At 63.0% G+C, this 13,374-nt stretch carries 13 protein-coding genes; 8 read left to right on the forward strand and 5 right to left on the reverse strand.

The window, feature by feature from the left end:
* Positions 1–74 precede the first annotated feature (74 nt).
* From rfbD to rfbB, 4 genes are read right to left on the reverse strand one after another with little or no spacing between them, the layout of a single operon-like run.
* On the reverse strand, positions 75–965 hold the full coding sequence (gene rfbD / locus WIX41_RS06505) for a dTDP-4-dehydrorhamnose reductase (protein ID WP_339446285.1): 891 nt from the start codon (positions 963–965) through the stop codon (positions 75–77).
* Entirely contained in the window at positions 962–1,519 is a 558-nt protein-coding gene (gene rfbC / locus WIX41_RS06510; protein ID WP_339446286.1) for a dTDP-4-dehydrorhamnose 3,5-epimerase, read from the reverse strand. The genes rfbD and rfbC overlap by 4 nt, the downstream gene beginning before the upstream one ends.
* On the reverse strand, positions 1,516–2,403 hold the full coding sequence (gene rfbA / locus WIX41_RS06515; protein WP_339446287.1) for a glucose-1-phosphate thymidylyltransferase RfbA: 888 nt from the start codon (positions 2,401–2,403) through the stop codon (positions 1,516–1,518). The genes rfbC and rfbA overlap by 4 nt, the downstream gene beginning before the upstream one ends.
* 13 nt (positions 2,404–2,416) lie before the next feature.
* Complete coding sequence (gene rfbB, locus WIX41_RS06520) at positions 2,417–3,472, reverse strand: dTDP-glucose 4,6-dehydratase (RefSeq protein WP_339446288.1); 1,056 nt, start codon at positions 3,470–3,472, stop codon at positions 2,417–2,419.
* A gap of 289 nt (positions 3,473–3,761) precedes the next feature.
* Between rfbB and WIX41_RS06525 the strand changes: the two genes are divergently transcribed.
* The 8 genes from WIX41_RS06525 (at position 3,762) to WIX41_RS06560 (ending at position 12,756) form a co-directional block, all read left to right on the forward strand.
* Positions 3,762–4,508 (forward strand): electron transfer flavoprotein subunit beta/FixA family protein, encoded by a 747-nt coding sequence (locus WIX41_RS06525; protein WP_339446289.1) that lies wholly within the window; start codon positions 3,762–3,764, stop codon positions 4,506–4,508.
* Positions 4,508–5,449, forward strand: a complete 942-nt coding sequence (locus tag WIX41_RS06530; RefSeq protein ID WP_339446290.1) for an electron transfer flavoprotein subunit alpha/FixB family protein — start codon at positions 4,508–4,510, stop codon at positions 5,447–5,449. The genes WIX41_RS06525 and WIX41_RS06530 overlap by 1 nt, the downstream gene beginning before the upstream one ends.
* A gap of 182 nt (positions 5,450–5,631) precedes the next feature.
* Positions 5,632–7,812 carry an LTA synthase family protein gene (locus WIX41_RS06535; protein WP_339446291.1) on the forward strand — a complete coding sequence of 727 codons (2,181 nt, stop codon included), beginning with the start codon at positions 5,632–5,634 and terminating at the stop codon, positions 7,810–7,812.
* 159 nt (positions 7,813–7,971) lie between these two features.
* Positions 7,972–8,955 carry a glycosyltransferase family 2 protein gene (locus WIX41_RS06540; RefSeq protein ID WP_339446292.1) on the forward strand — a complete coding sequence of 328 codons (984 nt, stop codon included), beginning with the start codon at positions 7,972–7,974 and terminating at the stop codon, positions 8,953–8,955.
* Positions 8,952–9,707, forward strand: coding sequence for a GNAT family N-acetyltransferase (locus WIX41_RS06545; RefSeq protein WP_339446293.1), 756 nt, complete (start codon positions 8,952–8,954; stop codon positions 9,705–9,707). The genes WIX41_RS06540 and WIX41_RS06545 overlap by 4 nt, the downstream gene beginning before the upstream one ends.
* Positions 9,704–10,078 carry an EamA family transporter gene (locus WIX41_RS06550; RefSeq protein WP_339446294.1) on the forward strand — a complete coding sequence of 125 codons (375 nt, stop codon included), beginning with the start codon at positions 9,704–9,706 and terminating at the stop codon, positions 10,076–10,078. Before WIX41_RS06545 ends, WIX41_RS06550 begins: the two co-directional genes overlap by 4 nt.
* A gap of 38 nt (positions 10,079–10,116) precedes the next feature.
* The gene (gene rffA / locus WIX41_RS06555; protein ID WP_339446295.1) at positions 10,117–11,244 is read left to right on the forward strand and encodes a dTDP-4-amino-4,6-dideoxygalactose transaminase; all 1,128 of its coding nucleotides are present in this window, start codon (positions 10,117–10,119) and stop codon (positions 11,242–11,244) included.
* A gap of 3 nt (positions 11,245–11,247) precedes the next feature.
* Positions 11,248–12,756: a hypothetical protein gene (locus WIX41_RS06560; protein WP_339446296.1), complete on the forward strand. Its 1,509-nt coding sequence runs from the start codon at positions 11,248–11,250 to the stop codon at positions 12,754–12,756.
* Here the strand turns inward: WIX41_RS06560 and WIX41_RS06565 are convergent, their stop codons facing one another.
* Positions 12,757–13,221: a hypothetical protein gene (locus WIX41_RS06565; RefSeq protein WP_339446297.1), complete on the reverse strand. Its 465-nt coding sequence runs from the start codon at positions 13,219–13,221 to the stop codon at positions 12,757–12,759.
* Positions 13,222–13,374: the final 153 nt, after the last annotated feature.

Genomic DNA, 13,374 nt, shown 5'->3' on the forward strand with positions numbered 1-13,374 from the left:
TGATGCATGCCTCAAAAAAAACCCGGCGATGCCGGGTTTTTTCCTGTGCGTAGAGCCACGCCCTGCGTGGCTGCTCAAATCTCGGCAATCACACGCTTCAACCCGTCCTGCCAGCGGGGCAGCGCGATACCGAAGTCCGACTGGATCCTGGCCACGTCCAGGTGCGAGTAGGCTGGCCGTTTGGCCGGGGTCGGGTATTCGGCGGTGGTGATCGCCTCCACCGTCGGCGCACGCGCCAGTTTTCCTGCGGCGACCGCCTCGGCAAAAATGGCTTCGGCAAAGCCATGCCAACTGGTTTCGCCCTCCGCAGTGAGGTGCCACGTGCCGGACAGTTCCCCCCGGTGCTGCAGCACCTGCGCGGTCACATCGGCAATGAGCGCAGCGGGCGTGGGCGTTCCCACCTGGTCGGCCACCACGCGCAGCACATCGCGCTCGGCGCCGACGCGCAGCATGGTGCGCAGAAAGTTGGCGCTGTGCGGGGCGTACACCCACGCGGTGCGGAAGATCAGGTGGCGGCCGCCGGCCGCCCGCACGGCGTCCTCTCCGGCCAGCTTGCTTTCACCGTAAACGCCCAGCGGTGCGGTGGCATCGTCTTCGCGATACGGGCGGCGGCCCTGCCCATCGAACACGTAGTCGGTGGAGTAATGGACCAACGGCACGCCTGCCGCCGCACACCAGCGCGCAATCACGCCCGGAGCCTCGGCATTGGCGCGCCAGGCGGCATCACGCTCGCCCTCTGCGCGGTCCACTGCCGTGTAGGCGGCGGCATTCACCACCACCGTCGGCTGGATGCGTTCGAGCACCGCAGCCAGTGCGTCGGGCGCGTTGAAATCGGCAACCTCGCACGGGCTTCCATCAGGCAGCTGGCCATTGCGGGTAGTCGCCACCACGGGTCCCAGCGGTGCCAGCGCGCGCAACAGCTCCTGGCCCAGCTGGCCGTTGCCGCCAAACACCAGCACCGTCATGCGGTGAAGACCGGCAGACGATCGTCGGCAATGTCTTTCAGGAACGGCGCGGCTTCGTCCTTGGCCGACAGGGTCGGGCCGCTGATCGGCCAGTCCACCGCGATATCGGCGTCGTTCCAGCGCACACCGGCATCGAAGTCCTTCAGATAGACCTCGGTACACAGGTAGCTGAACACCGCCCGCTCGGACAGCACGGCAAACCCGTGCGCGAACCCTTCCGGGATCCAGAACTGTTTCTTGTTCTCGGCGCTGAGCACCACCGCTTCCCACTGGCCGAACGTCGGCGAGTCGCGGCGGATATCCACGGCCACGTCATAGACCTCGCCTTCCAGCACGCTGACCAGCTTGCCCTGCGGGCGCGGCCACTGGTAATGCAGGCCACGCAGCACGCCCCTGGCGGAGGTGGAGACGTTGCTCTGCACGAACGTCGTCGGCAGGCCGTGCTGGCCGAACCGCTCGGCATTCCAGGTTTCAAAGAAGAAGCCCCGCTCGTCGCCGAATACCGCCGGCTCGATCACCACGCAACCGGGCAACTTGGTTTCAATGATCTTCACGGCACGGCCCCACGCATTGCCAGTTTGTGGAGGTACTGGCCGTATTCATTCTTGATCAACGGCGCGGCCAGCGCCTCCAGCTGTTCGGCGGTGATCCAACCCAGGCCGAAGGCGATTTCCTCCGGGCAGCAAACCTGCAAGCCCTGGCGGGTCTGGATGGTTTCGATGAAGTTGGAGGCATCCAGCAATGACTGATGCGTACCGGTATCGAGCCATGCATAGCCGCGGCCAAGCGGCTCCAGGTTCAATGCACCTTCATTGAGGTAACGCTGGTTCAAATCGGTGATTTCCAGTTCACCGCGCGGTGACGGCTTCAGTTCAGCGGCGTAATCGCTCGCCTTCCCGTCATAGAAGTACAGTCCAGTCACCGCATAGTTGGAACGCGGCTGGACCGGTTTCTCCACCAGCCCGATGACCTTTCCGTCCTTGTCGAATTCCGCCACGCCGTAGCGCTCCGGATCGTTGACCCAGTAGCCGAACACCGTTGCACCGGTTTCGCGCGCGTCCGCGCGCTTGAGCACGTCGGTCAGGCCATGGCCATGGAAGACGTTGTCACCCAGGACCAGGCAACTGGGCATGCCGGCCAGGAAATCCCGGCCGATCAGGTACGCCTGCGCCAGCCCGTCCGGGCTCGGCTGCACGGCGTATTCGATGTTCATTCCCCACTGAGAGCCGTCGCCCAGCAGCGCCTGGAACAACACCTGTTCGTGCGGCGTATTGATGATCAGCACTTCGCGGATGCCGGCCAACATCAACACGCTGAGCGGGTAGTAGATCATCGGCTTGTCGTACACCGGCAGCAGCTGCTTGCTGACGCCCTTGGTGATCGGGTAGAGGCGCGTGCCGGAGCCGCCCGCCAGGATGATGCCTTTGCGTTGAGTCATGAAAGTAATCCCTTCAGGCGCTGGTGCCGATGCGCTGCAGACGGTAGCTGCCGTCCAGAACGCCGTTGACCCACTCCTGGTTGTCCAGGTACCAATCGACCGTGAACGCGATGCCCTGCTCGAAGGTGTACTTGGGCTCCCAGCCGAGCTGGTCCTTGAGCTTGGACGCATCGATCGCGTAGCGACGATCATGCCCCGGGCGGTCGGTGACGTAGGTGATCTGGCTGCTGCGCGGCTGGCCATCGGCGCGCGGGCGACGCGCATCGAGCAGCGTGCAGATCGCGTTGACGACTTCGATGTTTTCCTTCTCGGAATTGCCGCCCACGTTGTAGGTCTCGCCGACCTGGCCCTTGGCCAGCACGGTACGGATGGCCTCGCAGTGGTCTGAAACGAACAGCCAGTCGCGCACCTGCCTGCCGTCGCCGTACACCGGCAGCGGTTCGCCGGCCAGCGCCTTTGCGATCACCAGCGGGATGAGCTTTTCAGGGAAGTGGTACGGGCCGTAATTGTTGGAGCAGTTGGTGGTCAGCACCGGCAACCCGTAGGTGTGGTGGAACGCACGCACCAGGTGGTCCGAGGCAGCCTTGGACGCCGAGTACGGCGAGTTGGGCGCGTATGGGGTGGTTTCGCTGAACTTGCCGGTTTCACCCAGGGTGCCGTACACCTCATCGGTGGACACATGCAGGAAGCGGAACGCCGGGCCCTTGTCGGCCGGCAGTGCCTTCCAGTAGTCGCGCACCGCCTCGAGCAGCCCCAGGGTGCCCACCACGTTGGTCTGGATGAACGCGCCGGGACCATCAATGGAGCGGTCCACATGGCTTTCGGCTGCGAAATTCAACACCGCGTCGGGCCGGTGCTCGGCCAACAGACGGGCCACGAGGTCACGGTCGCCGATATCACCCTGGACGAACACATGGTTTGGGTTGCCCTCCAGCGACGCGAGGGTATTCAGATTGCCCGCATAGGTAAGCACGTCCAAATTGATGACCCGTGCGCCTTTGGCGACAGCTTCGAGGACAAAATTACCGCCAATGAATCCGGCTCCGCCGGTGACAAGCCATGTGGGCACTACCCGTTCTCCTGTTCGGTATTGATCCTGGGAACGCCGCCCCGCAGGGGTGGCTGTACAGCCACACAGCATACATCGGGCCCCTGTATACGACCTCTTGCCCAATGTGAACGGGAAAATTTACGCCAAGTACTGCCGCAAAGCAGCACGACCATACGCATTAGCATGGTTGGTCCGAGCCAGTTAGAATCGCAGTCCCACCCCCGAACCGGTTGCTTTCCCAGGAACCGGACGTTTTCCAGTAAATGTGATCCGGCCAGCGGCCGGCACTACAAGGATCCCGCACCAGATGAAAATCCTCGTCGCGTACAAGCGCGTGGTGGACTACAACGTCCGCATTCAGGTCAAGCCGGACGGTTCCGGCGTGGTCACCGACGGCGTCAAGCTGTCCCCCAATCCCTTCGATGAAATCGCCCTGGAAGAAGCCCTGCGCCTGCGCGACAAGGGCATCGCCACGGAGGTGATCGTCGCCACCATCGCCCCCGCCGACGCCCAGGCGCACCTGCGCAATGGCCTGGCCATGGGCGCCAACCGCGCCATCCACGTGGTCACCGACCAGGCGATCCAGCCGCTGACCGCTGCGCGCACCCTGCTCAAGCTGGTCGAGAAGGAACAACCGGACGTGGTGATCCTGGGCAAGCAGGCCATCGACGACGACGCCAACCAGACCGGCCAGATGCTGGCCACGTTGTGGGGCCGCCCGCAGGCGACCTTCGCCAGCAAGCTGGACATCGCCGACGGCAAGGCCACGGTCACCCGGGAGGTCGACGCCGGCCTGGAAACGCTGGAAGTGGACCTGCCGGCCGTGGTCACCACCGACCTGCGCCTGAACGAACCGCGCTTCATCAAGCTGCCCGACATCATGAAGGCCAAGGCCAAGCCGCTGGAGACCCTGCAGCTGGCCGACCTGGGCGTTGAAGCCGCGGATACGTTCAAGACCACCCAGTACGCCGCGCCGTCCAAGCGCAGCAAGGGCGTAATGGTCAAGGACGCGGCCGAACTGGTCGCCGCACTCAAGCAGAAGGGGTTGCTGTAATGACCAAGATCCTCGTTGTCGCCGAACACCATGACGGCAAACTCAACGCCGCTACCGCCAAGACCGTGAGCGCGGCCGCCGCCATCAGCGGCGCCAGCATCGACGTGCTGGTGCTGGCCGCCGACCCGGCTGCCGTTGCCGCCCAGGCCGCCAGCCTGGCAGGCGTGGCCAAGGTCCTGACCGTGGCCAACCCGGCCAACGCGCAGGCGCTGGCTCAGGTGTTGGCCCCGCAGATTGCACAGCTAGCCAAGGGCTACACCCACGTGTTCGGTCCTTCAACCACCTTCGGCAAGGACCTGATGCCGTGCGTGGCCGCCCTGCTGGGCGTGAACCAGGTGTCGGACCTGATGACCGTTGAAGGCAGCCACAGCTTCAAGCGCCCGATCTACGCGGGCAACGCCATCATCACCGTGGACGTACCGGCCGACCAGATCGTGGTTGCCACTGTGCGTGCGGCGTCCTGGCCGGAAGCGGCCACCGGCGGCAGCGCCGCAGTGGAAGCAGCCAGCGTGGACGCGGCCCTGCCGACCCACACCCGCTTCATCGGCCTGGCGGCCGGTGCCACCGACCGCCCGGACCTGCAGAGCGCCAAGCGCGTGGTCTCCGGTGGTCGTGGCGTGGGCTCGGAAGAGAACTTCAAGGTGATCTTCCAGCTGGCCGACAAGCTCGGCGCGGCCGTGGGCGCCTCGCGTGCTGCGGTGGATGCCGGCTACGTGCCGAGCGACCTGCAGGTGGGCCAGACCGGCAAGATCATCTCGCCGGAGCTGTACGTGGCGGTGGGCATCAGCGGCGCCATCCAGCACCTGACCGGGATCAAGGACGCCGGCACCATCGTGGCGATCAACAAGGACCCGGACTCGCCGATCTTCGAGATCGCCGATATCGGGCTGGTGGGGGATCTGTTCACGCTGCTGCCGGAGCTGGAAGCCGCATTGGGTTGAGCCCTCGCAGCCAGGCCACGCGCCTGCTCTGATCGTCTGGAACGCATGCCCCAAGCTGACTGGGGCATGTCTTTAGTCACCTCCCGTGCCACGCAACTGTCACATAGGATGCCGGACTACCCATCACCTGGAACCAACCAGCGCAGGCTGCCTGTAGAGGTATCGGCCTGCTTGGAGAAAAAATGGCACTACAGAATTTGCAATCACCGATCCCGCCCCGCTACCGCCCCATTGATCTGCTGCAGATCGCCGTCACCGCTGCCAGCTGCATCTCCGCAAGCCTGATCGCGCAGCACGCGTTCTTCCTCGACTACCGCGCGGGGGCCATCTTCGTTACGGCATTGCTGGTAGCCCCCATTTTCGTCCTGCTGGCTCCTTCGTTCCGTAACGTCGTATGGGCGTGCGTGACCAACGCGGCCCTGTGCCACCTGCTGCTGATCGGCCACGCCGTGAAGGTCGCAGCGATGAAGGCGCCGATCCAGGCCACCGATTTCGAAGCCGTCCCACTCCTCATCAGCACGCTGTCCGGCCGTTACCTGGTCGTGGGCGGAGTACTGCTGGTGGCGCTCAGCGTGCTACTGCTGTTTTGCTTCAAACCGCGCAGGCGCTCGGTCCTGCCGCTAGGACTGGGCCTGGGCTACTCGGTACTTCTCGTGCTCAGCTCTGGCGCGTGGGTCGAGCCGATCGGACGGCTGGTCGACAACGCCGACGCAGACAAGCGGACCACGAAAAACTATGATGAAACCACGCGAAACGGTGCACAGCTGGAACGGCTCAAGGCAGAGGGAGGCCTGCTATACCTGCTGAAAGACTGGCAGGACATGCGCCGGGACATCGGCTACATTCCCGACTTCGACGAAGTTGCTTCGACCTCGCCGGAACGGTGGAGCGCAGACACTGGCCCCAAGCCAAGCCGTAACGTACACATCGTCCTGCTCGAATCAATCTGGGACACCAGCGTACTCGACGGACTGGAAGGCACGGAAGACGCCCTCGACCCGCGCTTCCGCGCGTTGTGGGAACGTGCGGGCAAGCCTCATGGCCTCTCGCCGGTGATCGGCGGTGCAACCGCCAATGCGGAGTTCGAGGTTCTTTGTGCGCTGCCGGCCCCCTCGAATTCGATTGCGTTCCTGGAAACCCTGAAGAACACCACACCCTGTCTGCCTGGCCTGTTCCAGAAGTTGGGTTATCGCACCATGGCCAGCCATCCGCACCGCGCCTCCAACTGGGGACGGAACGAAGCGTATGCTCGCGTGGGTTTCGAGGAGTTCAATGCAGTGGATGCATTCAATCTCGACGACCTGGATGGCCCGTTCCTGGCCGATGGATCGATGTTCAACCAGAACCTGCCGATGCTCGCGGCCCAGTCCGCTCGCCCGACCTTCAACTACATCGTCTCGCTTTCGTCGCACTGGGGATATACCCGCGACACCAAGCGCCGCCCCGATAAAGTCGCCTTCACCGGAGACGGGCTTAAGCTCCTCCCCAACTACCTCAATGCCAGTGCTTACACCACGGCCGCCGTCATGGACTGGACCGAGCACGTTCTGGCTGCGGATCCGGATGCGCTGATCGTGATCTTCGGCGATCACGCCCCCGTACTGGACAGCCAGCCGGATGTTTACAAGCGACTCAATGGCAAGGTGTCGGGGCAGTTCGATGGACCGATGACGCGGCACCAGATCGGAATGGCCCGGGTGCCGCTACTTATCATCGATGGCGAGGAAGGGCCGGTTCACCTGCCCAATGACGTCCCGCTGTTCCAGCTTGCCGGTGTCATCGGCAAGCAACTGCATCGCCCCCGCCTGTTGCCGCAGGTACGCGGTACCTCCCGCATCGTGGTCCGCCCGGTCCTGGGCCAGCTGCTGGCCAACATCGACGATAAATGGTTCAACTGTGGGACACAGGGCGCGCCTCGAGCGCACCCTGGCTGCGATGAGGCGTGGGCCGAGCACACAAAGAACCGGCTTATCCGCCAGGATCTGGTGGCCGGCTCCGGGTACTACCTGCGGTTGGCGGGTTCGGAATCGCTGACCCGCGACATGGCGCCGTTGAACATCGTGAGCAACTACAAGAGTTGCGAATTCTCGGTCAAGTCATGGGGGCCGAGCACAGCCCAGGTAGGCCAGGCCTTTAATGCCACACCCGAGGGCCGCAGCAGCATCTGGATCACATTCAACAGCCTGCGCGGAAGCCCGGAAGTCCAGATCGGCTCGACCTGGGCCCCGACGGTGGTTGGGGACAACTTGATGACCGCCGACCTGCCGACCGAGCTTCTGACCGCCGTCGCCGGGGAGCTGCCGGTTCATTTGAGGTGCCCTGCGGAAAAAAGTGTGAAAATCGGCGCGCTCAAAATACACTAGCGCCCGGTGAACGGCCCGCCCCTGGCCGGATCGCCCCAGGTTCGGGCTAGCCCACTTCAGCCAGGTGGGCGGCCCGTTCACGCCTTTGTCCAATTCTGTTCACGCTGTTGCCGTAACTTGATTGCGCGTTCCCCCATGCAGCACTTCCGAGTCAGAATATTGAACACGACGTCGACAACGGCGGAACACGCTCTTGAAACGACCCAGCCGAACCTGGATGTCTCGGTCGTCGTTCCCGTGTATGGCTGCAGAAACTGCCTCGAGGAACTCGTAGACCGCGTGACCTGCGCGCTGCAGCTCTCCAATCGCACGCATGAAATCCTGCTGGTGGACGACAACAGTCCCGATCAGGCGTGGCAGCGGATAGTGGAGCTGTCGCAGCTCAACCCCCGGGTGCGCGGACTGCGCCTTGCACGTAACTTCGGGCAACATGCGGCGATCAGCGCGGGACTCGCGCACGCCAAGGGCCAGCACATGATCGTCATGGACTGCGACCTCCAGGATGTCCCGGAAGAGATTCCGAAGCTGCTCGCCGCGCTTGAAGGCGACGTCGAGGTCGTTCTTGGTCAGCGCGTGGATCGCCAGGACAGCTGGAGCAAAAGAACCGGCTCCCAGCTGTTCTACCGGACGCTTGGCTGGTTGACCGACACCCAGTATGACCACAGTACCGCGAACTTTGGCGCCTACAGCCGCAAAGTCGTCGACACATTGAACGACATGCCCGAGTCGGATCGGTTCCTGCCCTTACTGGTGCGCTGGACTGGTTTCCAGACCCGCAAGGTGGAGGTCTCGCATGGGCGCAGAACCGAAGGCAAGAGCAGCTACAGCCTCGGAAAGCTGCTGCAGATGGCGACCCGCATCGCCCTCTCCTTTTCCGATAAGCCACTGAGGCTGGTGATGACCGCAGCACTTGCGATTGCCGCCATTGCAGCTGCGTTTGCGGTCTACAGCGTGTATCGATACAGCTCGGGCGACATCCGCGTCGCCGGCTTCACCAGCATCATCGCGTCCATCTGGCTCGTCGGAAGCATCGTCATGGCCTGCATCGGCGTGCTGGGGCTGTATCTGGGTCGCGTTCACGGGGAGGCCAAGAAGCGGCCGCAATACCTGATCTGGCAGGACACACGGAAGCAGGTGCGATGAACGCACAGAAGCACTTCCACCACGCGGCCCTGGATTCGCGCCGGTTCGACATCCAGGTGTCACGCGGTACGCTGGAATCGATCGACGACGCACGGCTTCTGGTCGAAGAGATTGAGGCGGATCAGGCGGACCTGGTGATCTTCCGCGTTCCGGCAGGCGAAACCTCGCTGGCCACCGCCTTGCAGCGGCGCGGCCATCAAGTCATTCACGCAGATACCCTGGTCTACTACTCCGCAGCGCTTGATTCGACGAACACCAGCCCCGAGCTCCAGGTGCGTCCCGCGACCGCGGAACATCGCCAGGCAATCGCTGAAATTGCGGCGATGGGGTTTGCCAACTACCGTGCGCATTATTCGGCGAACCCATTGCTGCCCCGCGACCTGATACTGGCCGGGTACGTAGAATGGGCTCTGAGTCGGCTGGAAGGCGAGCGGGAAGACAGCCAGACCTGGGTGGTATCCGAGGAAGGCACGGTCGCCGGATTCGCGACCTGTGATATTGGCCCGTCAACGGTCGAGATCGTCCTCAATGCCGTACATCCGGACTACGAACGCAGGGGCCTGTATGGAAAGCTGTTGCGTCACATCCAGCATCACTACACCCGGATGTCGATGCAGGAGCTGATCATCTCCACCCAGATCTGGAACTATACGGTCCAGCGCCAGTGGTCACGGGCGGGATTGAGGCTCTTCAAGGCCTACGACACCTACCATCTGGACCGTCGCCTTGGGTTGAAGGAGGACCTGGGATGAGCAAGGTGTTTCCCTGGCTGATGGTCGGAATGACCGTCCTGCTAACCAGCTATGGCCAGCTGGTCATCAAATGGCAGGCATCGATCTTCAAGCCCGCCGATGAAGGCTATTTCGTAAAACTTCCCGTCGTCATCCAGCTGCTGCTGCAGCCGTGGGTGATATCCGCCTTCGTGGCCGCGTTTGCCGCCTCGCTGTGCTGGATGCTCGCCGTGTCGCGGCTTGAGCTCAGCAAGGCCTATCCATTCATGGCCCTGAATTTCCTGCTGGTCTGCATCATCGCCGTGCCCTTGTTCGGCGAAACCTTCACGATGGCCAAGGCCATTGGCCTTGGCACCGTCATTGTCGGCCTGATTATCCTCAGCCAGGGTTGAACAGCCATCTCCCCCGAATCGTCCAAATAGGCGCACACATGATCCGCTTCAACCGCCCGTTCATGACCGGCAAGGAACTTAGCTACATTGAACAGGCACACGGCAATGGCCATCTGTCTGGCGACGGTCCGTTCACCAGGACCTGCCATGAGTGGTTCCGCGAACAGACCGGCGCCCGCACGGCACTGCTGACCCACTCATGCACCGCCGCCCTGGAGATGGCTGCGCTTCTGCTGCGCCTGGAGCCGGGCGACGAAGTAATCCTGCCGTCGTTTACCTTCGTCTCCACCGCCAGCGCTTTCGCGCTGCGGGGCGCTGTGCCGGTCTTCGTCGATGTACGCACGGACACCCTGAACATCGACGAGAACCTGATCGAGGGCGCCATCACCCCTCGCACCAAGGCGATCTGCGTCGTGCATTACGCCGGCGTCGCGTGTGAGATGGATGCCATCATGGCGATCGCCGCGCGCCATGGCCTGCGCGTGGTCGAAGATGCGGCGCAGGGGATCATGTCGACGTATCGCGGGCGTCCGTTGGGCACGATCGGCGACCTGGGTGCTTTCAGCTTCCACGAAACCAAGAACATCATTTCCGGCGAGGGCGGCGCGTTGCTCTGCCGGGACGACGAGTTCGGAGAGCAGGCCGAGATCATCCGGGAGAAAGGTACCAATCGCAGCCGATTCTTCCGCGGGCAGGTCGACAAGTACACCTGGGTGGACGTTGGCTCGTCCTATCTCCCGGGCGAGATCACCGCTGCTTTCCTCGCCGCGCAGATCGAGGAAGCTGCCGATATCACGCGTAGGCGGCTTGCGATCTGGGACGAGTACCATGCCTGGGCACTGCAGCATGAGCTGGCAGGCCACCTGCGACGCCCGATCGTGCCTGCCCATTGCACGCACAACGCGCACATGTACTACTTGCTGTTGCCGTCGCTGGAGGCGCGCACCCGGTTCATCGAGGCACTCAAGGAGGACGGTGTCCAGGCGGTGTTCCACTATATTCCACTGCACTCCTCGCCTGCTGGCCGCACCTTCGGCCGGACCGGTTCGGACATGACGGTCACGGACGACATCGCCGAACGCCTGGTTCGGATGCCGCTGTGGATCGGCGTGGAAGAGCATTTGCCGACCATCTTCGCAGCTGCGGATAAAGCACTGGCAGGCTGAACAATGGATATGCCCCCCCCCTCCGGTCGACTACGGTCCAGCCTGCCCACCCTCGTCATCCTGGCCCTGGCGTCGCTGGCGTTCGCCAATGCAGCTGTTTACATTTCCTACGCCAGCAATCCGTTCGTGATATCGGACGGATGGTATTTCGTCGATGCGTTCCTGCAGAAGTACTACAACGGTGGTGTGACGCTGACCGACCTGTACATGAAGCGGAGCGCGGACGACCACGCCCAGCCCATCCACAAGCTCCTGCTGATCTGGAACGCGGATACCTTCTCGCTCGATTTCGTCATCGAGTCGTACATGGGGCTTGCCATCGCCGCGGTCGCATGGCTGCTGATGCTGTTCGTGGTCAGGCAGGATAACAGGGAGCACGGCACTGGTGCGTGGTGGATGCTGTTACCCATGGTCGCCGCAGCAGCAAGCCTTGTGTCGCTCAGTGGCGGCATGGCGTTCAACTGGTCGCTGGTGACGCTCAGCTATCTCGGCCCGTTGTCGATGGTCATGCTGGCAATGGCGGCCTGGCAGGCGGCGGAGCGGAACCGGTGGCTGCCGATCCTTGTGATCGCGCCGCTTGTCCTGTTCACGATGGACGGCACCGCACTGATTTGCGCAATCAGCGCCACCTGCGCGCTGGCGCTGCGTGAGCTCAAACTACGGGGAAAAAGCTGGCGCAGCACGTCAGCCGCGCTGGTAGTGATTGTCGTCGCTGCGATCGGGTACCGCCTCGCCAGCCACTACTATCTGCATACGTACATCGCTTCCACGCACGCCGGCCCATCGACGGTACATACATTGCTGGCCTTTGGCCCGGAACAACTCCTGAAGATGGTTCTTTCCATCGCGGCCCTTTCGGTGTCGGATCGCCCATTGCTCCAGCATGTTTTCCCGCGCAAGGCAGAGCTGCTGCATCTGCTTCTAGGCGCTGCGGTGGTGGTGGCGCATGGATGGTTCTGGTGGCGTGCTGTACGTGACCGCTGGAACCAGAGCCAGTTTATTGCGGTTACCCTCATGCTCTTCTGCTATGGCGCGGCCGCAGGAATCGTGTTGACCCGCGTCCCGGTATTTGGGCCTGGATATGTCTCGCAACAGCGCTATCTGTTGATGTACCAGCTCGGCACGGTCGCACTTGCGCTCATGGCTGCAGGCGCCGATTGGCGCACGTGGCAATTGCCTCAACGCGGCATTGTTGCTCTGGTGTTGGCCGGGGTTGTGATGCTGCAGTTTCCATTGACCTACGCTACCTGGCGCGAGGCGCCCTATGTGCAGGCCTGGGGGAACACCATCGGTCGACAGATAATCCTGCTCGGGCATGACCCGGCTGCACAGCTTGCGCGATGCGAGCCGATGCTCACCGTATGCAAGGCCAGCCGCGCCGAACGAGTCCGTTCCATCGAGCTGCTGCGCACGCATCACCTCAATGCCTTCTCCAACCGGGTGCTCAACCGCCATTCCATGCAGTCCCTCAAGGCCGATCCGGGACCAGCAGAGCTTGTCCCCGCGCCTTGATCAGCGCGACGGAACGCCAGGCGACCGCAGGTCGCATCCAATCGACTCGGTTATCCTGATGAACACCAGCTCTCGTAACGCATCTGCGTCCACGAGGACGATCCGATCATCCGGTTGCAGGGTCAAGGACAGCATTGCACGGCCGGTCGGGCCTGCTATAGGCATCTCAAAAATGTCATCGCCCATGCGCACTGCTTTTATGCGCAGATGCTTTCCTTCCGTCGCCGCCGGCAAATGCCAGCGAGCCTCGGCGGCATGCCCCCCACCCTGCTCGCAGCGGGCATCAGGAACAGGCGCGACACAAAACCTGCATTGCCCACGCTGGCGAGCTTCGTCGACCACCCGGTAATGCACAGCGGATATGTCCGCGGATTCTCGCTGGCAACCCGCCAGGAGAACCATGAGTAATACCATTGCCGTCGTGCCTGCATTCACGTCTGAGCTCCCCCTGGAAAGCAGCGCCATTATGCAGTGCGTGCCGGATCGTGGCCACGTGGGTGTCTGCTGGCCCCGGAAAAGGCTCAAAGCCTGCCCCGGAGGCCATTTCTGCCCGGACCGTGTATTGCGAGCAGTAAACGGCTAGCATATCCCGGCGCCTGCCATACATTATCGCAGGTC

This window comes from Stenotrophomonas sp. AB1(2024), assembly GCF_037482345.1.
GTDB lineage: Bacteria > Pseudomonadota > Gammaproteobacteria > Xanthomonadales > Xanthomonadaceae > Stenotrophomonas.